Source organism: Streptomyces sp. NPDC001373 (assembly GCF_042895815.1).
Taxonomy (GTDB): domain Bacteria; phylum Actinomycetota; class Actinomycetes; order Streptomycetales; family Streptomycetaceae; genus Streptomyces.
In genome coordinates this window covers 79,181-99,036 of record NZ_JBIAWQ010000002.1, presented here as the reverse complement: position 1 = coordinate 99,036, position 19,856 = coordinate 79,181, and the positions used below count along the sequence as shown (strand labels likewise).

The window sequence follows — 19,856 nt, the reverse complement described above, 5'->3', positions numbered from 1 at the left end:
CGACCCCCGCCCGACCCTGCCGAGGGGATGTTTCACGTGAAACCGATCGACCCGCGCCTGCTCCGGTACGCCCGCTCCACCCGCCTCTTCCTGGGGGCGGTGGTGGCTCTCGGGCTCGCCGGGGCGGGGCTGGTCGTCGGCCAGGCGATGCTCATCGCCGAGATCGTGGTCGGAGCCTTCGAACGAGGACGGGACGCGGGGGACCTGCGCACGCCACTGCTGCTGCTCGCGGCAGTGGCGCTCGGACGCGGGCTGGTGGCCTGGCTCACCGAGCTGGCCGCCCACCGGGCCGGCGCGGCGGTCAAGTCGGAGCTGCGCGGCCGGCTGCTGGACCGGGCCGCGGACCTCGGGCCCAGTTGGCTCGGCGGGCAGCGCACCGGATCCCTGGTGTCCCTCGCCACCCGGGGGGTGGACGCGCTCGACGACTACTTCTCCCGCTACCTGCCCCAGCTGGGGCTCGCGGTGGTGGTGCCGGTGGCGGTCCTCGCCCGCATCGTCACCGAGGACTGGGTGTCGGCGGCCATCATCGTCGTCACGCTGCCGCTGATCCCGCTGTTCATGATCCTCATCGGGATGGCCACCCAGAGCCGGATGGACCGCCAGTGGCGGCTGCTCTCGCGGCTTTCGGGGCACTTCCTCGACGTGGTGGAGGGACTCCCGACGCTGAAGGTCTTCGGGCGGGCCAAGGCGCAGGCCGAATCCATCCGCAAGATCACCGATGACTACCGCCAGGCCGCGATGCGCACGCTGCGCATCGCCTTCCTCTCCTCCTTCGCCCTCGAACTGCTCGCCACCCTGTCGGTGGCGCTCGTCGCGGTGACCATCGGCATGCGGCTCGTGCACGGGGAGCTGGACCTGTACACGGGCCTCGTCATCCTGATCCTGGCCCCGGAGGCCTATCTGCCGCTGCGGCAGGTCGGGGCCCAGTACCACGCGGCCGCCGAGGGGCTGGCCGCGGCGGAGGAGATCTTCACGGTCCTGGAGTCGCCGGTCCCCGGCCCGGTCGCCGGGGCCGCCGTGCCGGCCGCCGCACCGGTCATCGAGCTCGACGCGGTCGAGGTCCGCCACGAGGGCCGCAGCGCTTCCTCCCCCGGGCCGGTGTCGCTCGTCGTCGGGCCGGGCGAGTGCGTGGCCCTCACCGGACCGAGCGGCGCGGGCAAGTCCACGCTGCTGAACGTGCTGCTCGGCTTCGTCACGCCGACGGCCGGGCGGGTACGGGTCGGCGGCACGGACCTGGCCGGGCTCTCCCTCGCGCAGTGGCGGGAGCGGATCGCCTGGGTGCCGCAGCGGCCGCATTTCTTCGCCGGAACCATCGCCGAGAACGTCCGCCTGGCACGGCCCGGGGCCGACGACGACGCGGTGGAGGCGGCGCTGAGGGACGCCGGGGCCTGGGAGTTCGTCTCCGCGCTGCCGCGCGGGACGCGGACCCTGCTCGGCGAGGGCGGTACCGGCCTGTCCGCGGGGCAGCGCCAGCGGCTGGCCCTGGCGCGGGCGTTCCTCGCGGACCGGCCGGTGCTGCTGCTGGACGAGCCGACGGCCGCCCTGGACGGGGAGACCGAGGCCGCGGTCGTGGATGCCGTGCGGCGTCTCGCGGTCGGGCGGACCGTGCTCCTCGTGGTGCACCGGCCGGCGCTGCTGGCGGTCGCCGACCGGGTGGTGGCGGTGGGCGAGGGTGTCGCCGACGCGGCGGCGGAGAGCACGTCCCCGGTCCCGGGCAGCGCAGCGGCCCCGCAGGCCGCGGCCGGGATGTCCGATCCCGGGGAGTGGATCCTCGGGACCGCCCGGGAACGGGCCGGCGGCGGGGGTGCGGAGACCGGCGGCGGAGACCCGCTGCGCCGGGTGCGGGCCGTGGCCGCGGCATGGCAGGGACGGTTCCGGCTCGGGCTGTTGCTCGGGGCGCTGGCCGTCGGGTGCAGCGTCGGGCTGATGGCCGTGTCCGGATGGCTGATCTCCCGGGCGTCCGAGCAGCCGCCCGTGCTGTACCTGATGGTGGCCGTCACGGCGACCCGGGCCTTCGGCCTGGGGCGGGCCGTCTTCCGCTACGCCGAGCGCCTGGTGTCGCACGACGCCGTCCTGCGGATGCTGGCCGACCTGCGGGTCGCGGTGTACCGGAGGCTGGAGCGGATCGCGCCCGCCGGACTGCGCGAGCAGCGGCGCGGTGACCTGCTGTCCCGGCTGGTGGCCGATGCCGACGCCCTCCAGGACTACTGGCTGCGCTGGCTGCTGCCGGTGGGCACCGCGGTGCTCGTCGGTACCGGATCGGTGGCCTTCACGGCCTGGCTGCTGCCCGGGGCGGGCGTGGCGCTCGCGGTGGGGCTGCTGGTGGCGGGGATCGGGGTTCCGCTGGTCAGCGGGGTCTGCTCGCGGAGTGCCGAGCGGCGGCTCGCGCCCGCCCGGGGCGAGCTCGCCACCCGGGTGGCCGACCTGCTGACGGGCACCGCCGAACTCACCGTCGCCGGGGCCCTCGCCGACCGGAAGTCCAGGGCGCGGGACGCCGACGGGGCGCTCACCCGGATCGTCTCGCGCGGGGCCGCTGCCGCCGGACTGGGCGGCGGGCTGTCGGCCCTGGTGTGCGGGCTCACCGTGGTGTGCGCCGCGTTCGCCGGTGCCGGCGCCGTCGCGGACGGCCGGCTGTCGGGCGTGGCCATGGCGGTGGTGGTCCTGACCCCGCTCGCCGCGTTCGAGGCGGTCGGCGGGCTGCCGACGGCCGTCCAGTACCGGCAGCGGGTGCGCCGTAGCGCCGAGCGGGTGTACGAGGTCATCGACGCGCCCGAGCCCGTCGCCGAGCCGGCCGAGCCGCAGGAGCTGCCGTCCTCGCCGTTCCCGTTGCGGCTCACGGGACTCGCCGCCCGCCACGCGGGCCAGGAGCGGGACGCGCTGCACGGACTGGACCTGACCCTGGAGGCCGGCCGGCGCATCGCGGTCGTCGGGCCCTCGGGCTCGGGCAAGACCACGCTGGCCCAGGTCCTGCTGCGGTTCCTGGACCCGCGCGAGGGCGCGTACACCCTGGGCGGGACGGACGCGCGCGCCTGCGACGGCGACGCCGTACGCCGCTTCGTGGGCCTGTGCGCCCAGGACGCGCACCTCTTCGACAGCTCGGTCCGCGAGAACCTGAGGCTGGCCCGGCCCGGCGCGGACGGGGCGCAGCTGAGGGAGGCGCTTGCCGCGGCCCGGCTGCTGGAGTGGGCCGACGGGCTGCCGGACGGCCTCGACACCCTGGTCGGCGAACACGGGCAGCGGCTCTCGGGCGGCCAGCGCCAGCGGCTCGCCCTGGCACGGGCCCTGCTCGCGGACTTCCCCGTGCTCGTCCTCGACGAGCCGGCCGAGCATCTGGACCTGGCGACCGCGGACGCCCTGACGGCGGACCTGCTGGCGGCGACCGAGGGACGTGCCACCGTGCTGATCACGCACCGGCTCGCCGGGCTGGACGCGGTGGACGAGGTGCTCGTGCTGGACCGGGGCGCGGTCGTGCAGCGCGGGGCGTACGCAGAGCTGGCGGCCGTTGAGGGTCCGCTGCGGAGCCTGCTGGAGCGGGAGCGGCAGGCAGGTGCGATTCCGGCCGACTCCGTGGGCTGACTTTCTCTCCTAAACGGGACTAACTAGGCTCAAGAGCATGTCAGTGCAGGAGTCGCAGGAATCGTCGGAGCCCGCCCGTCACGCGCAGGACCCGATGGAGGCCGCCACCCGGGCCACCCGCAGCCTCCAGGGGCTGTCCACCGAGCTGACCGCCCGGGTTCCGCAACTGCTGGAGGCCATGCGCTCCGTCGGGACCGGCCTCGAACTACACTCCACGCTCGACCGCATCTGCGAGACGGCCGCCGAGCTCGCGGACGCCCGATACGCGGCGATCGGCGTCGTCGACACGGACGGCCCCGGGCTCTCCGACTTCGTGACCTTCGGGCTCAGCGCCGAGCAGGCGCAGCGGATCGGCCACCGTCCGGACGGCAAGCGGGGCTTGCTCGGCGCGCTGATCTCCCATCCCGACACGGTGCGGCTCGCCGATCTGACGAAGGATCCGCGCTCGGCGGGCTTTCCCCTGCACCACCCGCCCATGAAGACCTTCCTCGGCGTCCCGATCAGGGTGCAGGGGGAGATCTTCGGCAACCTCTACCTCGCCGAGAAGAACGGCGGCGGCGAGTTCAACGACTACGACGTCCACATGGTCCGGGTTCTCGCCACGGAGGCGGGCATCGCCGTCGGCAACGCCCGACTGTACGAGGCCGCCACCCAGCGGGAGCGCTGGATCGACGGCTCGGTGGCCGTCACCACCGCCCTGCTGTCGGGCGGGGACGCGGATGACGCCCTGGCGGTGGTCGCCGAGCAGGCCCGCCACCTCGCCGACTCGGCGGCCGGGATCGTGATGCTGCCGGCGGAGGAGGGCGGGATGGAGATCGTCGCCGTCTCCGCCGACGACCCGGCGACCTCGCTGGGCGTGGTGATCCCCGCCGAGAGCCCGGTGGTGGTTCAGCTCTTGCGGGGCGAGCCGGTCTTCGTGGAGGACGCATCCGTCGATCCCCGCATGATCAGCAGGCTCACCAGCCAGTACGGGCCCTGCATGATGCTCCCGCTGCACAGCGGCGGGCGGGTGCTGGGGGCGCTGGTCACCCCGCGGGCCCGGGGTCGGAGGCCGTTCACCGAGGCGGAGCGGACCCTGGCCACGCAGTTCGCCTCCCAAGCCGCCCTCGCGCTCATGATGGCCGAGGCTCAACGCGACCGGGAGCGGCTCGCGGTGTTCGAGGACCGTGACCGGATCGCCCGCGATCTGCACGACCTGGTCATCCAGCGGCTGTTCGCCACCGGGATGATGCTGGAGGGCGCGCAGCGCCGCTCCATCGTCCCGGAGGTCCGCGACGGGGTGGGGAAGGCCGTGGACGAGCTGGACGTGACGATCCAGGAGATCCGTACCGCGATCTTCGCTCTCCAGCAGGGCCCGGCGGAGGCTCCGTCGGGGCTGCGCACCCGTGTGCTGCGGGAGATCAACATGGCTGCCGTCCCGCTGGGCTTCAAACCCGCGCACCGGTTCGTCGGGCCGGTCGACGCTGCTGTTGGCGAGCTGGTCGGCAAGAACCTGATCGCCGCCCTGCGCGAGGCCCTGTCGAACGCGTTCCGGCACGCGGACGCGTCCCGGATCGAGGTGGTGGTCGACTCCACCGTCAGCCTCTCCGACGGCCGGCCCGGGGTGCGGCTGGAGGTCGCTGACGACGGGGTGGGCATCCCGGAGGGTGGGCGCCGCAGCGGTCTGCGCAACCTGCGCCGCAGGGCCGAGTCCCTGGGCGGCTCCAGCTGGTACGGGCCGGGGATCGCGGAGGACGGCGGCGGGACCGCCCTGGTGTGGGAGGCCCCGCTCTAGAAGGTCCGTGCCGCGGTGCCCGATCCGGGCGGTCCGATCAGGCGCGCGCGGCGCGTTCGGTGAGGAGGCGCTCGATGACTACGGCGACCCCGTCCTCGTTGTTGTCCACGGTGCGGCCTGAGGCGGCCGCGATCACGTCCGGGTGGGCGTTGCCCATCGCGTACGAGGACCCGGCCCAGCGGAGCATCTCGACGTCGTTGGGCATGTCGCCGAAGGCGACGACCTCGGCCGGGGAGATGCCGCGCTCGGCGCAGCACAGCTCCAGGGTGCTGGCCTTGGACACGCCGAGCGCACTGATCTCCAGCAGGGCGGTCGGGCTGGAGCGGGTGATCGAGGCGTAGGCTCCGGCGGCCGAGCGGGCCAGGGCGAGGAACTCGTCCGGGGTCAGCTCGGCGTGGTGCGCGAGCAGCTTGAGCACCGGTGCGGAACTTTCGTCCGCCTCCTCCCGCAGCAGCTTCTCGGCGGTGGCGACGGTGGCACCCGGGTCCTGGAAGAAGGGCGGGTAGGCCGGCTCGTAGTTGATGCCGGTGGTCATCTCGACCGCGAAGGAGGTGCCGGGGACGGCCGCACGCAGGGTGTCGACGACCGTGAGCGCGGTGGCCCGGGGCAGGGCACGTACCTGGACGAACTCCCGTCCGGCGTGCAGGTCGACCACGGCGGCGCCGTTCGCACAGATCGCCAGGCCGTGTCCGTGGACGTGGTCGCTGACCACGTCCATCCAGCGGGCCGGGCGGCCTGTGACGAAGAAGACCTCGATTCCGGCCTCTTCGGCAGCGGCGAGCGCGGCCACCGTGCGCAGCGAGACGGACTTGTCGTCGCGCAGCAGGGTGCCGTCGAGGTCGGTGGCGATGAGCCGGGGTGCGGGGAAGGGCCCGTCCGGGCGCTGGGGAGCCAAGGTCACCGCTCCATCTTCGCCCATGAGTTCCCACCCGTTCACCATGATCGGGAGGAGATGTTTCACGTGAAACGTGGCTCACAGCGCAGGAGCGGATCGCACCGTAGGCTCGGCGCCATGAGTCTTCGCTTGAGCACCGTGATCCTGCCGGTCCGTCCGTGGCACGACGGCGGCCGTGACCAGTGGGAGCGGGCCGAGCGGCTCGGGTTCCACACTGCCTACACCTATGACCACCTGACCTGGCGGACCTTCCGTGACGGCCCCTGGTTCGGCGCGATGCCCACCCTGACCGCCGCTGCGACCGTCACCGACCGGATCCGCCTGGGCACGCTGGTCACCTCGCCGAACTTCCGGCACCCGGTGACCCTGGCCAAGGAGCTGATGTCCCTGGACGACATCTCCGGCGGCCGGATCACCCTCGGTATCGGTGCGGGCGGCAACGGCTTCGACGCGACGGCCCTGGGGCAGGAGGAATGGAGCCCGCGTGAGCGCGCGGACCGCTTCGCCGAGTTCGTCCCGCTGCTGGACCGGCTGCTGACCGAGCCCGCCGTGACCCACCAGGGCACCTTCTACTCCGCCGAGGAGGCCCGCAACATCCCCGGCTGCGTCCAGCGCCCGCGTCTGCCGTTCGCCGTCGCCGCGACCGGCCCGCGGGGTGTGAAGCTGGCGGCCAGGCACGGCCAGGCCTGGGTGACCGCAGGTGACCCCAAGGTCTTCGAGGGCACGCCCGAGCAGTCGCTGGAGGCCCTGCGCGGTCAGGTCGCCAAGCTGGAGAAGGCCCTGGCGGAGATCGGGCGGGAGCCCGCGTCCATCGAGCGGGTCCTGCTGACCGGGTTCACTCCGGAGCGCAGCAGCATGCTGGAGTCCGTGGACGCGTTCGTCGACTTCGCCGGGCGCCACCGCGAGCTCGGCTTCACCGAGCTGGTCGTCCACGCCCCGATCCCGGATTCCGACTTCGCGGCCGACGAGAGCGTCTTCGAGCGGATCGCCACCGAGGCGCTCTCCCAGCTGGGCGCCTGACGCCCGGCCCCCGGCCCTCCGACCGGGGTTCCCTCGCCGCTACTGGAAGCGCAGGAACTCCGGCGGTACGGCGTCCGCCAGCCATACCCCGTTGGCGCTGACCCGGAAGATGTGCCCGGCCGCGCGCATCGCACCCGCGTCCACCGCGAGGACCACCGGGCGGCCCCGGCGTGCCCCCACGCGGGTCGCCGTCTCGCGATCGGGCGACAGATGCACGTGGTGGCGGGCCATCGGGCGCAGGCCCTCGGCGCGGATCGAGTCCAGGGACCGGGCGACGGTGCCGTGGTACAGGTACGCCGGCGGTTCGGCCTCCGGCAGGCCCAGGTCCACCGCGACGGTGTGACCCTGGCTGGCCCTGATCCGGGTGCCCTCGACGGCGAACCGCTGTTTGTCGTTGGCGGCGACCACGTGGTCCAGTTCGGCCCGGCTGAAGGGGAACCTGTGTGCCGCCGCCGCGCGCAGCAGGTCGTCGATCTCCACCCAGCCCTGTGGGTCGAGCGTCAGTCCGATGCGTTCCGGCTGATGCCGCAGGTGTTTCGAGACGTACTTGGACACCTTCACGGCACGTTTCTCGTCCATGTGCCCAGCGTGCCGCCTTGATCGGGTCGCCGACAGGCATTTTCCCCCTCGCCGGCGTCCACCGCCCCTATCGCCATTCCAAGATGCGGAATATATTTTCCGCTGAACGGCTATTCAGAGGGAGAGACTATGACAAATAAGGCTTCACTGCTGCGGCGCACGGCTGCCGAGCTCATCGGCACCGCGAGCCTGCTCGTGGTGGTGATCGGGTCCGGCATCCGGGCCGGGTCCCTCAGCCGCGACACCGGTGTCGCCCTCGTCGCCAACTCACTGGCCTCCGCAATCGGCCTGGGTCTGATCATCACCCTCTTCGCCCCCCTGTCCGGCGCCCACCTCAACCCCGTCGTCACCCTCACCGCGTGGTGGGCCCGGCGTGCCGGCGGCGAGGGGCTTGACGCCCGGGAGGCCTTCGCCTACGCCGTCGCTCAGACCGCCGGGGCCGTCGGTGGCGCCGTCCTGGCCGAGGTGATGTTCGGCCGCACCCCCGGGACCTTCTCCACCCAGGTCCGCGACGGCGGCCATCTGCTGCTCGGTGAGATCGTCGCGACCGCCGGACTGGTCCTGGTCATCCAGGGGCTCGGCCGCATCGGCCGCCCGAGGCTCATCCCGGTCGCGGTCGCCGCGTACATCGCCGCCGCGATCTGGTTCACCTCGTCGGGTTCCTTCGCCAACCCGGCCGGCACGGTCGGCCGCGCCTTCAGCGACTCCTTCACCGGCATCGCCCCGCAGTCGCTGCCCGGGTTCGTCGCGGCACAGTTGGCCGGCGGCGTCCTCGGCCTCGCCCTGGCCACGCTCCTCTACGGGCGCGAGCGCGGCCGGCTGGCGTCCGGGCCGGCGTCCTCCGGGCAGCCGGACGTGCAGACCTCATTGGCCGATATGCCCCGCTCCGGTGCCGGGTTCGAGGCGATCGTCTGACGCGCCCTCCGTGTTGCCCACAGGAAAAGGAGAGTTGTCCACAGCCGTTTCGGCGGGTTTCGCTGTCATCTGAGCGATTCGCCCTGGGGATCGCCTGTGGACTACCGATCGAGCATTACCGGCCGCCCCTGTTGGCCAGGTCGTTCATCGTCCGGGCCTGGAGTTCGCGTTCCGTCGCGGCCCGGACGAACTCCGCCACGTGCTCCGGGCCCACCAGTTCCTGCACCGCCCGCACCGTCTCCGCGGGCAGCGCCACCGGTGCGGGCCCCGTCGGCTGGAGCGCGCCCGGGGCACCCAGGTGGCGCTGGAGGTGCCGGGTCGCGAACAGCCGCATCGCCCGCGCCAGTTCGGCGTCGACCGTCTGCTGGGCCAGGGGCCGCAGCCTGCGCACCATCGTCGCCGCCTCCGCCGCGTCCGAGTCCGTCGGCGGCACCTGCCCGAGGTAGCGGCCGAAGACGTGCTCGGTGGTGAACTCCAGGAAGCGCGAGGCGATGTGCTCGACCTGCCCGCGCAGTTCCCGCAGATGACCGGTGATCGCACCGAGGGGCACCCCGGCCGCGTACAGCTCGGCCGCGACCGCCAGTTCCTGCGGCGAGGGCACCAGGAACTCGTCCGGGCGGCCCGGGATCCGCTCCAGCACCCCGAGGTCGCAGGCCTCGTCCACCGCGCCCTCGTCGGGCAGGCCGCCGAACCGCGCGTCGAGGTCCTCCCGGCTGATCCGGTCGGCCTCCTCGTCGGTCCACGGCCCGTGCACCTCGGCGACCAGGCCGAGTACGCCGCCCAGTCCGCGCCCGGCGTCCCACGCCTCCAGCAGCTCCTTGATGGAGGCCAGGGTGTAGCCGCGGTCCAACAGGTCCGCGATCTGGCGCAGCCGTGCCAGATGCGTGTCCCGGTACACGTTGGACCGGCCCCTCCGCTCCGGCTTCGGCAGCAGGCCGCGGTCCTGGTACGCACGGATCGTGCGCACGGTCGCCCCGCTGTGGTGGGCCAGATCCTCGATCCGGTACTCGGCTGGCGCCTGATCGGACAATCCCGGCTCCCTACGACATGGCGGCTGGGCCGACCGCGCCCGCCGCGGTCCGGGCGGCAGGAGGCGCCGCCAGGTACTCGGCCGCGTTGAGCAGCGAGCCCTCCTGCGAGGGATGGTACGACCGCCGGATGGAGCGGGGTACGCCCGTGCCGGGCCCGGTGCGCGGCGGACCCGGACTCCGGCCGGCCGGGACCGGGCCCGCCCGGCCGGAGCCCGGTTCACAGCCGGGGTTCCAGCCTCGCGATCCTTCGCAGCGTGTTCGGCATGAACCGGGACATCCACAGCGCGCCCTTGGACTCGGGGGTCACCGGCACCACCGCCCGGTTCTCCACCACCGCCCGCAGGACCGCGTCGGCGACCTTCTCCGGTGGGAAGTTCCGCAGCCCGTACAGCCGCGAGGACCGCTCCTGGCGGCGCTTCTCCTCGGCCGCGTCCACGCCCGCGAACCGGGAGGTGGCGGTGATGTTGGTGTTCACGATGCCCGGGCATATCGCCGAGACCCCGATCGACCGGGACGCGAGCTCCGCGCGCAGGCACTCGCTCAGCATCAGCACCGCGGCCTTGGAGGTGCTGTAAGCGGGCAGGGTCCGCGAGGGGAGATAGGCGGCGGCGGAGGCGGTGTTGACGATGTGCCCGCCCTGACCACGGTCGGCCATCTGCTTCCCGAAGATCCGGCAGCCGTGGATGACCCCCCACAGGTTCACGTCGAGGACCCTCTTCCAGTCCTCGGAAGAGGTGTCGAGGAAGGAACCCGACAGCCCGATGCCGGCGTTGTTCACCAGCACGTCGACGATGCCGTACTCGGCGGCCACCTTCCCCGCGAGCTTCTCCATCGCCTGCTCGTCGCTGACGTCGACGCACTCCCCCCAGGCGTCGGCGGCACCGACGAGCCGGGCCATCCCGGCGGTGCGGGCGGCCCCCTCGCCGTCCCGGTCCACGGCCACGACCCGGGCCCCGGCCTCGGCGAAGGCGAAGGCGGTGGCCCGCCCGATACCGCTGGCGGCGCCGGTGACGAGGACCAGCTGCCCCGCGAACCGGTCGGCGTACTTCCCCGGGGCCTTGCGCTCCGGCGCCTTCGCCGTAGGCTCCTCCCGGGCGGTGACGAACTCGCCGATCCAGGCGGCCACCTGGTCGGGCCGGGTCCTGGGGATCCAGTGCTTCGCCGGCAGGGTGCGCCGCACCAGGCCGGGGGCCCACCGCTCCAGGTCGTCGTAGAGACGCTCGGAGAGGAAGGCATCGCCGGTCGGGGTGATCAGCTGCACCGGCACGTGCGCGAACGCGTCGATACGCGGCCGGCGCAGGCGCGGCCGGACGTTGTCGCGGTACAGCCAGGCACCGTGCGCCGCGTCCGAGCGCAGCGAGGCCGTCGGATAGGCGGGGCCGGCCGGGACCTCCTTCAGACGGGCCAGGATCTTCGGCCAGCGGTTGCCCAGTGGCCCGCGCCAGGCGAGCTCCGGCAGCACCGGGATGTGCAGCATGCCCACGTACCAGGACTTCGACCCCTGGTTCAGCAGCTGGGCGGCCCGGCGCGGGGTGGGCCGGGCCATCCGCTTCTTGATCCAGTGCCCGAAGTGGTCGAGGGAGGGACCGGACATGGAGGTGAAGGAGGCGATCCGGCCCTCTGTGCGGGCGACCGTCGCGAACTCCCAGCCCTGGACGGATCCCCAGTCGTGGCCCACCAGGTGCACGGGCCGGTCCGGGCTGACGGCGTCCACCACGGCCAGGAAGTCGTCGGTCAGCTTCTCCAGCGTGAAGCCCCCGCGCAGCGGGACAGGAGCCGAGGACCGGCCGTGGCCGCGCACGTCGTACAGCACCACGTGGAACCGGGCCGCGAGCCGCTCGGCCACCTCTGACCAGACCTCCTTGCTGTCCGGGTAGCCGTGCACCAGGACCACGGTCGGCCGGTCCGGCTCGCCGAGCTCGACGACGCACAGCTCGATCCCGCCCGTGCTCACCCGGCGCTCGCGCGCGCCCGCCAGGGCCGTACCGCTCATCCCGCTCATGCCGCCTTCTCCTCGGTCCAGCGCCGCACGTGCGGCAGGTCGTCGTCCAGCCAGAACGCGCTCTCCTCGGGATCCCGGGAGTCGGTGACGACCAGGATCTCCTCGAACTTCGCCCCCGTGCCCCGGAAGCCCAGGTGCGGCTCCACCGCCCACAGGCCGGGCTGCGGCAGGTGGTCGGAGAAGCGGTAGGGGCTCCACAGCGGGGACCAGCCCTCGCGGTGGCCGTGCAGGGCGTCGGAGGCCAGCCCCCTGAGGGACCGGACGCCGAACCCGAACACGGTCGGGGACCAGCGGCGCTCCCCGACCCGGTCCATCTTGTGCGCGATCACTCCGAACGGATAGGCCCGGTGCCGGTTGGCGTACCCCTGGCGGGTCATCAGCCGCTCGACGTTCTCGTAGATCTCACGCAGCGGGCGGCGCTCGCGCACCTGCTCCAGGATCAGCGCGCGGTGCGGCCGCAGGTCGGACATCAGCCGGTCCTGCACCGGATTGAGGCCGAGGCTGCCCGAGTAGCCGATGTCGGCCGCGTAACCGCGGTGGACCGGCGCCATGTCGAGGATGAACGGCATCCCCGGCTCCAGCCTCCGGTTCGTGGGGAAGAACTGGAGCGGGATCCTGAAGCCCGCGAAGGCGGTGCGGTCCCCGAACCACGCGAAGGGCAGGTGGAACCAGTCCCGCACCCCCCGCTCGCGCAGCCACTCGCGCTGCATCCGGGCCGCCTCGCGCTCGGTCACCCCGGGGCGCAGCTGCGCCGCCACGGTCTCGGCGCACTCGTACGCGAGGCGCTGGACCTCCCTGAAGCCGCGCAGCTCGGCGGTGAGCCGCACCGGGCCGTGCGCGGTGCGTTCCCTCGTGTCCGTGTCCCCAGCCATGCCAGCCGTCCGTCCCTGTTAGCCGTACGCGCCGAAAGTTGACACTGATGAATGTGACAATGACCGGAGATCGCGTCAAGGGCCGTGCACGGACCTGTGGACAACTCCGCGGCCCGCCCGGCCGGCGTCAGCCTCGCGTCAGGGTCCGTAGTCCTCAAGGCGGAGATTGGGTCCCGCTCCAGGTCTGACGACCCGGCCGGGCCCCGCCACTAACGTCGGACCCGTGACTGTCATCGCGACCGAAAGCCTGAGCAAGCGGTACCCCCGAGTGACCGCCCTCGACCGGCTCTGCCTGGACATCGGCCCCGGAGTGACCGGGCTCGTGGGCGCCAACGGAGCCGGCAAGTCCACGCTGATCAAGATCCTGCTCGGGCTGTCCCCGGCCACCGAGGGACGCGCCGCCGTCCTCGGACTGGACGTCGCCACGCACGGCAGTGCCATCCGCGAGCGCGTCGGCTACATGCCCGAACACGACGCCCTGCCGCCCGACGTCTCGGCCACCGAGTTCGTCGTCCACATGGCGCGCATGTCCGGGCTGCCGCCGACCGCCGCCCGCGAGCGGACCGCCGACACCCTGCGCCACGTCGGGCTGTACGAGGAGCGCTACCGCCCCATAGGCGGCTACTCCACCGGCATGAAGCAGCGCGTCAAGCTCGCCCAGGCTCTCGTCCACGACCCGCAGCTGGTCCTCCTCGACGAGCCGACGAACGGGCTCGACCCGGTGGGCCGCGACGAGATGCTCGGCCTGATCCGCCGCGTCCACACCGACTTCGGCATCTCCGTCCTGGTCACCTCCCACCTCCTCGGCGAGCTGGAGCGGACCTGCGACCACGTCGTCGTCATCGACGGCGGCAAGCTGCTGCGCTCCAGCTCGACCAGCGACTTCACCCAGACCACGACCACCCTGGCGGTCGAGGTCACCGACTCCGACGCGCAGCCGGACGGAACGGCCGCCCTGCGCAAGGCACTCACGGCGGCGGGCATCACCCTCCACGCGGGCGAGGAGCAGGGCCTGCCCGGAGCCGGCCACATCCTCCTCGTCGAGGCGACGGGCGAGGACACCTACGACGTCGTGCGCGACACCGTCGCCGATCTCGGTGTCGGCCTGGTCCGCATGGAACAGCGCCGCCACCACATCGCGGAGGTCTTCCGCGAGAGCGACCAGTCCGCGCAGCGGATCCAGATCCAGCAGAGGGGAGCCGGTACCGATGGCGCCTGAGACCTCCACCCAGATCCACAACATCGGCTACCGGTCCTACGACGGTCCCCGGCTCGGCCGCTCCTACGCCCGCACCTCGCTCTTCTCGCAGTCGCTGCGCGGGGCGTACGGGCTGGGCCGCTCCGCCAAGTCCAAGGTCCTGCCGATGATCCTCTTCGCGGTGATGTGCGTCCCCGCGCTGATCATCGTCGCGGTGGCCATCGCGGTGCCCGGCTCCACCGACCTGCCGATCAAGTACACGACGTACGCCCTGACCACCCAGGCGGTCATCGGCCTCTACCTCGCGTCCCAGGCGCCCCAGTCGGTCTCGCGGGACCTGCGCTTCAAGACGGTGCCGCTGTACTTCTCGCGGCCCATCGAACGGGTCGACTACGTCCTGGCCAAGTACGCCGCGATGGCATCGGCCCTCTTCATCCTCACCGCCACCCCGCTGCTGATCATGTGGATCGGCTCGCTGCTGGCGAAGTTCGACTTCGGCCACCAGACCAAGGGATTCGGGCAGGCACTGGTGTCGGTACTCCTGCTGTCGCTGCTCTTCGCGGGACTCGGCCTGGTCATGGCCGCGCTCACCCCCCGCCGCGGCTTCGGCGTGGCCGCGGTCATCGCGATGCTGCTCATCCCCTACGGCGCCGTCTCCACCGTGCAGGCGGTCGCCTACGGGACCGGGAACACCGGCCCGATCGAGTGGCTGGGCCTCTTCTCCCCGATCACCCTGATCGACGGCGTGCAGACCGCGTTCCTCGGTGCGACCTCCGCCTTCCCGGGCGGCGAGGGCCCTTCGGCCGGCACCGGCTTCGTCTACCTGCTCGTCATCCTCGGCCTCATCGCCGGCTCCTACGCCGCCCTGATGGCCCGCTACCGGAAGGCCGGGCTGTGACCACCATCGACATCGACCACGCCTCGCGCTGGTTCGGGAACGTCGTCGCCGTCAACGACGTGACCATGCGCATCGGCCCCGGCGTCACCGGCCTCCTCGGCCCCAACGGCGCGGGCAAGTCCACCCTGATCAACATGATGGGCGGCTTCCTCGCCCCCTCCACCGGCACCGTCACCCTCGACGGCGCCCCGATCTGGCGCAACGAGCAGGTCTACCGCCAGATCGGCGTCGTACCCGAGCGCGAGGCGATGTACGACTTCCTCACCGGGCGGGAGTTCGTCGTCGCCAACGCCGAGCTCCACGGGCTGGACGACGCGGCGGCCCAGCGGGCGCTGGCCACCGTCGAGATGGAGTACGCCCAGGACCGCAAGATCGCCACGTACTCCAAGGGCATGCGCCAGCGTGTGAAGATGGCCTCCGCGCTGGTCCACGAGCCGTCGGTGCTGCTGCTCGACGAGCCCTTCAACGGCATGGACCCGCGCCAGCGCATGCAGCTCATGGATCTGCTGCGGCGGATGGGCGACGAGGGCCGCACCGTCCTGTTCTCCTCCCACATCCTGGAGGAGGTCGAGCAGCTGGCCTCCCACATCGAGGTGGTCGTCGCCGGCCGGCACGCGGCGTCGGGAGACTTCCGCAAGATCCGCCGCCTGATGACGGACCGCCCGCACCGCTACCTCGTCCGCTCCTCCGACGACCGGGCCCTCGCCGCGGCCCTGATCGCCGACCCGTCGACCGCCGGCATCGAAGTCGACCTCAAGGAGGGGGCCCTGCGCATCCAGGCCGTCGACTTCGGCCGGTTCACCGAGCTGCTGCCCCGGGTCGCCCGGGCGCACGGCATCCGGCTGCTGACGGTCTCGCCCTCCGACGAGTCCCTCGAGTCGGTCTTCTCCTACCTCGTCACGGCCTGAAAGGAGCTGGCAACCACCATGTACGAACCCACCGTCGCCCGGCTCACCTACCGGGCCCTGCTCGGCCGGCGCCGGGCCGCGATCCTCTTCGCGCTGCCCGCCCTGTTGATCGTCATCTCCGTCGCCGTCCGGTTCTTCACCGGGGTGGACGACAAGGTCGCAGCGGAACTACTCGGCGGCTTCGCGCTCGCCACGATGGTCCCGCTGATCGGCGTCATCGCCGGAACCGGTGCCATCGGCCCGGAGATCGACGACGGCTCGATCGTCTACCTGCTCTCCAAGCCGGTGAAGCGTCCGACGATCATCATGACCAAGCTGATCGTCGCGATCGCCGTCACGATGGCCTTCTCCGCCGTCCCCACGCTGATCGCGGGCTTCATCCTCAACGGCAACGGCCAGCAGATCGCTGTGGCCTACACCGTCGCGGCGCTCGTCGCCTCGATCGCCTACAGCGCCCTCTTCCTGCTGCTGGGCACCGTCAGCCGGCACGCGGTCGTCTTCGGCCTGGTCTACGCCCTGATCTGGGAGTCCCTCTTCGGCAGCCTCGTCTCCGGTGCCAAGACCCTCAGCGTCCAGCAGTGGGCCCTGGCCCTGGCCGAGAAGATCGCCGGACAGGGGTACGTCGACTCCAGCGTCGGCCTGCCCACCGCCGTGCTCCTGCTCGTCGCGGTCACCGTCGGCGCCACCGCGTACGCGGGCCAGAAGCTGCGCCGCCTCACCCTGGCCGGCGAGGAGTAGCCGCCGCCGAAGGTCCGAAACCGTGCCCCGCCCGGCCCACCGGTCAGGCGGGGCACGGCCGTACGGGGCATCATCGGGGCATGATCGAGCACACCGGACCCGAGCCGTCCAGGCCCGTGCGGGCCTGGATAGGTTCCTCGCCCGGCACGCACATATGGCTGCTGATCGTGGCTCTGACCAGCATCGTCGTGGCGATCGCCCCGGACCGGCTCGACCACGTGCTGCTCCACCGCAACAGCAGCAACATCCACCAGCTGGTCAAGTACCCCTTTCGGGCCCTGCTCAGCAGCGCCTTCTGGATCGAGAACCCGGCTTCGCTCCCCCTCTACGCCCTGCTGTTCGAGGTCTTCCACGCCACGGTGGAACGCTGGCTCGGCACCCTGCGCTGGCTGGTGATCGTCGCGACCGCCCATATCGTCGCCACCCTCGCGAGCCAGAAGGTCCTCCTGATGGCCATTCAGGACAACCGTGCGCCGCACAGCATGACCCACGTCGTGGACATCGGCGTCAGCTACGGGCTCGCGGCCTCCGCCGGCGTCCTGACCTACCGGCTCCCGGACCCCTGGAGATGGCTGTACCTGGTCGGGGTCGTGGCCTTCTTCGGGATCCCCCTCGTCACCGGTGGCACCTTCACCGACCTCGGCCACGCCATCTCGCTGGCCGTCGGGCTGCTGGCCTGGCCGCTGACCCTCCACCCGGAGCCTCAGGGAGACCATGTTTCACGTGAAACATGAGCCGGTCGAACCGGAGGAGCATACGGAAATTCGCTGGTAAGGGGCGTGCGGCCCCGGCACAGTGGGAACTGCGGGGAGCAACAAAAGGTCCGGGACAGCCACTTCGAGCGCGCCTCACGGCACGGGCTGTTCCGGACCCTCTGCGCGGCGGAAGGCTCAGGCGGCGCCCAGCAGGCGCTCCAGCACCACCGCGATGCCGTCCTCCTGGTTCGAGGTGGTCACCTCGTCGGCCACGGTCTTCAGGTCGGCGTGGGCATTGGCCATCGCGACACCGTGCGCGGCCCAGCCGAACATGGGGATGTCATTGGGCATGTCGCCGAAGGCGATCGTCTCGGCGGCCTTCACCTTCAGCCGCCGGGCGGCGAGCGAGAGCCCCGTGGCCTTGCTCAGCCCCAGCGGCAGGATCTCCACTATCCCCGGCCCGGCCAGCACGATGTCGACCAGGCTGCCGACGGTCTGCCGGGCCACCTTCACCAGCTCGTCGTCGCCCATCCCCGGGTGCTGGATGTACAGCTTGTTGAGGGGCGCGCTCCAGACGGCCGTGGTGTCCTCCAGGTAGAGCGCCGGGAGGCCCTCCTGCACCTGGTAGCCGGGGCCGAACAGGACCTCGCCGTCCACGCCGTCCCGGCTGGCGGCCAGCGCCAGCGGTCCCACCTCGGCCTCCATCTTCGACAGCGCCAGGCCGGCCAGCTGCCGGTCGAGCGTCACCGAGGTCAGCAGCCGGTGTGCCCCCGCGTCGTAGACCTGAGCGCCCTGACCGCAGACGGCGATCCCCTTGTAGCCGAGGTCGTCCAGCACGCTCCGGGTCCAGGGCACGGCCCGGCCGGTGACGATGATGTGCGCCGCACCCGCCGCGGTGGCCGCGGCGAGCGCCTCACGGGTGCGCTCCGAGACGGTGTCGTCGTTACGCAGGAGTGTGCCGTCGAGGTCCGTCGCGACGAGCTTGTACGGGAAAGGGGCCAGGGTCACTTGGCGATCGGCTCCAGGACCTCACGGCCGCCCAGGTACGGGCGGAGCACCGGGGGGACCCGCACGGAGCCGTCGGCCTGCTGGTGGTTCTCCAGGATGGCGACGATGGTGCGCGGGACGGCGCAGAGGGTGCCGTTCAGCGTGGACAGCGGAGCGGTCTTCTTGCCCTCGCGGTAGCGGATCTGCAGGCGGCGGGCCTGGAAGCCGTCACAGTTCGAGGCGGAGGTCAGCTCGCGGTACTTGCCCTGGGTCGGGATCCAGGCCTCGCAGTCGAACTTGCGGGAGGCGGAGGCGCCCAGGTCGCCCGTGGCGACGTCGATGACCTGGAACGGCAGCTCCAGGCTGGTCAGCCACTGCTTCTCCCACTCCAGGAGCCGATTGTGCTCGGCCTCGGCGTCCTCCGGCGCGACGTACGAGAACATCTCGACCTTGTCGAACTGGTGGACGCGGAAGATGCCGCGGGTGTCCTTGCCGTACGTACCGGCCTCGCGGCGGAAGCACGGCGAGAAGCCGGCGTACCGCAGGGGCAGCTTGTCGGCGTCGATGATCTCGTCCATGTGGTACGCGGCGAGCGGGACCTCGGAGGTGCCGACCAGGTAGTAGTCGTCCTTCTCCAGGTGGTACACGTTCTCCGCGGCCTGGCCGAGGAAGCCGGTGCCCTCCATGGCGCGCGGGCGGACCAGCGCCGGGGTGAGCATCGGGATGAAGCCGGCCTCGGTGGCCTGCGCGATCGCCGCGTTGACGAGGGCGAGCTCGAGCAGGGCGCCGACGCCCGTCAGGTAGTAGAAGCGCGAGCCCGACACCTTGGCGCCGCGCTCGACGTCGATGGCGCCCAGCGCCTCGCCGAGCTCCAGGTGGTCCTTGGGCTCGAAGCCCTCGGCGGCGAAGTCGCGGATCGTGCCGTGCGTCTCGAGGACGGCGAAGTCCTCCTCGCCGCCGACGGGGACGTCCTCGTGGACGATGTTGCCGAGCTTGAGCAGGAGCTGCTTGGCAGCCTCGTCCGCCTCGTTCTGCTCGGCCTCCGCCGCCTTGACGTCGGCCTTGAGCCGCTCGGCCCTGGCCAGCAGCTCGGTCCGCTCGTCGGGAGTGGCCTTGGGGATGAGCTTGCCGAGGGACTTCTGCTCATTGCGCAGTTCGTCGAAGCGCATGCCGGAGGACCTGCGGCGCTCGTCGGCGGAGAGCAGTGCGTCGACGAGGTCGACGTCCTCTCCGCGGGCACGCTGCGAGGCGCGCACACGGTCAGGGTCTTCACGGAGCAGCCGAAGGTCAATCACCCCTCCAGGCTACCGGGCTGGGCTTCCGAGGATCACACCGATATCACGCTGCGTGTCGTTATGTCCTGATTGGGTTGAAAGCAAATCCCTTGCCCCGATGGCCGGATGACGCCCCCCGGGGTCGCCGATAAACCGGCCCGATTCCCCGAAAAGGGGCGCCGCGGTGAGCTGCGGGCGGGGCCTGAGCAGCGCCGGGGGCTCGGCCTTGTCCACAGGAATTCCCTCCCCACGCTCTTTATCCACAGGCTGTGTGCCGCATCTGTGGACACGGAATTAGATCAATAGGGATCCTTGAGGGGGTGGGGCGGTTCGGGGTTCAAACCGGCCTCACACACTCATTCGGGTGGGAATGGCTCGCTCCAAAGAGTTGATCGGCGATACAGGGGTGACGTCGTTCACCTGTCGCTTCCCCGCGCGAAACGTGAGTCGCCCGACCGATTTGTCGACCTTGTCGTGCCGCTCTGTCGACTTGT

General features: G+C 71.9%; 16 protein-coding genes and 1 pseudogene. 9 read left to right on the top strand and 8 right to left on the bottom strand.

Annotated elements, in window-relative coordinates; all coding sequences use genetic code 11:
• Nucleotides 1–36: 36 nt before the first annotated feature.
• Together cydD and ACFY15_RS05785 are read left to right on the top strand one after the other, a co-directional pair.
• Nucleotides 37–3,576, top strand: a complete 3,540-nt coding sequence (gene cydD / locus ACFY15_RS05790) for a thiol reductant ABC exporter subunit CydD (protein WP_390686150.1) — start codon at nucleotides 37–39, stop codon at nucleotides 3,574–3,576.
• 37 nt (nucleotides 3,577–3,613) lie between these two features.
• Nucleotides 3,614–5,350, top strand: coding sequence for a GAF domain-containing sensor histidine kinase (locus ACFY15_RS05785; RefSeq protein WP_390686149.1), 1,737 nt, complete (start codon nucleotides 3,614–3,616; stop codon nucleotides 5,348–5,350).
• Between the two features lie 37 nt (nucleotides 5,351–5,387).
• Here the strand turns inward: ACFY15_RS05785 and ACFY15_RS05780 are convergent, their stop codons facing one another.
• Complete coding sequence (locus ACFY15_RS05780; protein ID WP_390686148.1) at nucleotides 5,388–6,269, bottom strand: Cof-type HAD-IIB family hydrolase; 882 nt, start codon at nucleotides 6,267–6,269, stop codon at nucleotides 5,388–5,390.
• 93 nt (nucleotides 6,270–6,362) lie between these two features.
• Between ACFY15_RS05780 and ACFY15_RS05775 the strand changes: the two genes are divergently transcribed.
• On the top strand, nucleotides 6,363–7,265 hold the full coding sequence (locus ACFY15_RS05775; protein ID WP_390686147.1) for an LLM class flavin-dependent oxidoreductase: 903 nt from the start codon (nucleotides 6,363–6,365) through the stop codon (nucleotides 7,263–7,265).
• Nucleotides 7,266–7,304: 39 nt separating this feature from the next.
• On the opposite strand, the gene ACFY15_RS05770 is transcribed toward ACFY15_RS05775, so the two are convergent.
• Nucleotides 7,305–7,844: an RNA 2'-phosphotransferase gene (locus ACFY15_RS05770; RefSeq protein WP_390825090.1), complete on the bottom strand. Its 540-nt coding sequence runs from the start codon at nucleotides 7,842–7,844 to the stop codon at nucleotides 7,305–7,307.
• A 129-nt stretch (nucleotides 7,845–7,973) separates the two neighbouring features.
• Here ACFY15_RS05770 and ACFY15_RS05765 point away from each other — a divergent pair, with 129 nt between their 5' ends.
• Nucleotides 7,974–8,759 (top strand): aquaporin, encoded by a 786-nt coding sequence (locus ACFY15_RS05765; protein ID WP_390825089.1) that lies wholly within the window; start codon nucleotides 7,974–7,976, stop codon nucleotides 8,757–8,759.
• A 115-nt stretch (nucleotides 8,760–8,874) separates the two neighbouring features.
• Here ACFY15_RS05765 and ACFY15_RS05760 read toward each other — a convergent pair whose 3' ends face one another.
• The 4 genes and pseudogenes from ACFY15_RS05760 to ACFY15_RS05745 form a co-directional block, all read right to left on the bottom strand.
• Complete coding sequence (locus ACFY15_RS05760; protein WP_390686144.1) at nucleotides 8,875–9,789, bottom strand: MerR family transcriptional regulator; 915 nt, start codon at nucleotides 9,787–9,789, stop codon at nucleotides 8,875–8,877.
• Nucleotides 9,790–9,799: 10 nt separating this feature from the next.
• A pseudogene (locus tag ACFY15_RS05755) lies at nucleotides 9,800–9,940 on the bottom strand (metal-dependent hydrolase); the annotation flags it as partial.
• 67 nt (nucleotides 9,941–10,007) lie between these two features.
• Nucleotides 10,008–11,783 (bottom strand): SDR family oxidoreductase, encoded by a 1,776-nt coding sequence (locus tag ACFY15_RS05750; protein WP_390825186.1) that lies wholly within the window; start codon nucleotides 11,781–11,783, stop codon nucleotides 10,008–10,010.
• Between the two features lie 5 nt (nucleotides 11,784–11,788).
• Nucleotides 11,789–12,664, bottom strand: coding sequence for a M24 family metallopeptidase (locus tag ACFY15_RS05745; RefSeq protein ID WP_390825088.1), 876 nt, complete (start codon nucleotides 12,662–12,664; stop codon nucleotides 11,789–11,791).
• 223 nt (nucleotides 12,665–12,887) lie between these two features.
• On the opposite strand from ACFY15_RS05745, the gene ACFY15_RS05740 reads away from it, so the two are divergent.
• The 5 genes from ACFY15_RS05740 (at nucleotide 12,888) to ACFY15_RS05720 (ending at nucleotide 17,140) form a co-directional block, all read left to right on the top strand.
• Entirely contained in the window at nucleotides 12,888–13,883 is a 996-nt protein-coding gene (locus tag ACFY15_RS05740) for an ABC transporter ATP-binding protein (protein ID WP_390825086.1), read from the top strand.
• Nucleotides 13,873–14,760 carry an ABC transporter permease gene (locus ACFY15_RS05735; protein ID WP_390686141.1) on the top strand — a complete coding sequence of 296 codons (888 nt, stop codon included), beginning with the start codon at nucleotides 13,873–13,875 and terminating at the stop codon, nucleotides 14,758–14,760. The genes ACFY15_RS05740 and ACFY15_RS05735 overlap by 11 nt, the downstream gene beginning before the upstream one ends.
• Nucleotides 14,757–15,668, top strand: a complete 912-nt coding sequence (locus tag ACFY15_RS05730; RefSeq protein WP_042818920.1) for an ABC transporter ATP-binding protein — start codon at nucleotides 14,757–14,759, stop codon at nucleotides 15,666–15,668. The genes ACFY15_RS05735 and ACFY15_RS05730 overlap by 4 nt, the downstream gene beginning before the upstream one ends.
• Before the next feature lie 18 nt (nucleotides 15,669–15,686).
• Nucleotides 15,687–16,406 (top strand): ABC transporter permease, encoded by a 720-nt coding sequence (locus tag ACFY15_RS05725; protein WP_042818919.1) that lies wholly within the window; start codon nucleotides 15,687–15,689, stop codon nucleotides 16,404–16,406.
• Between the two features lie 80 nt (nucleotides 16,407–16,486).
• Nucleotides 16,487–17,140, top strand: coding sequence for a rhomboid-like protein (locus ACFY15_RS05720; protein ID WP_390825085.1), 654 nt, complete (start codon nucleotides 16,487–16,489; stop codon nucleotides 17,138–17,140).
• A gap of 156 nt (nucleotides 17,141–17,296) precedes the next feature.
• Here ACFY15_RS05720 and ACFY15_RS05715 read toward each other — a convergent pair whose 3' ends face one another.
• Both ACFY15_RS05715 and serS read right to left on the bottom strand, forming a co-directional pair.
• Entirely contained in the window at nucleotides 17,297–18,103 is an 807-nt protein-coding gene (locus ACFY15_RS05715) for an HAD family hydrolase (protein WP_390825185.1), read from the bottom strand.
• 2 nt (nucleotides 18,104–18,105) lie between these two features.
• A complete protein-coding gene (gene serS, locus ACFY15_RS05710; protein WP_390686138.1) occupies nucleotides 18,106–19,383 on the bottom strand; it encodes a serine--tRNA ligase in 1,278 nt (425 codons plus the stop codon).
• Between the last annotated feature and the right edge of the window lie 473 nt (nucleotides 19,384–19,856).

Coding starts and splice junctions, on each gene's coding strand:
- ACFY15_RS05785 (WP_390686149.1), top strand. CDS start 3,614: ATGTCAGTGCAGGAGTCGCAGGAATCGTCGGAGCCCGCCCGTCACGCG.
- ACFY15_RS05780 (WP_390686148.1), bottom strand. CDS start 6,269: ATGGGCGAAGATGGAGCGGTGACCTTGGCTCCCCAGCGCCCGGACGGG.
- ACFY15_RS05775 (WP_390686147.1), top strand. CDS start 6,363: ATGAGTCTTCGCTTGAGCACCGTGATCCTGCCGGTCCGTCCGTGGCAC.
- ACFY15_RS05770 (WP_390825090.1), bottom strand. CDS start 7,844: ATGGACGAGAAACGTGCCGTGAAGGTGTCCAAGTACGTCTCGAAACAC.
- ACFY15_RS05765 (WP_390825089.1), top strand. CDS start 7,974: ATGACAAATAAGGCTTCACTGCTGCGGCGCACGGCTGCCGAGCTCATC.
- ACFY15_RS05750 (WP_390825186.1), bottom strand. CDS start 11,783: ATGAGCGGTACGGCCCTGGCGGGCGCGCGCGAGCGCCGGGTGAGCACG.
- ACFY15_RS05745 (WP_390825088.1), bottom strand. CDS start 12,664: ATGGCTGGGGACACGGACACGAGGGAACGCACCGCGCACGGCCCGGTG.
- ACFY15_RS05735 (WP_390686141.1), top strand. CDS start 13,873: ATGGCGCCTGAGACCTCCACCCAGATCCACAACATCGGCTACCGGTCC.
- ACFY15_RS05725 (WP_042818919.1), top strand. CDS start 15,687: ATGTACGAACCCACCGTCGCCCGGCTCACCTACCGGGCCCTGCTCGGC.
- ACFY15_RS05720 (WP_390825085.1), top strand. CDS start 16,487: ATGATCGAGCACACCGGACCCGAGCCGTCCAGGCCCGTGCGGGCCTGG.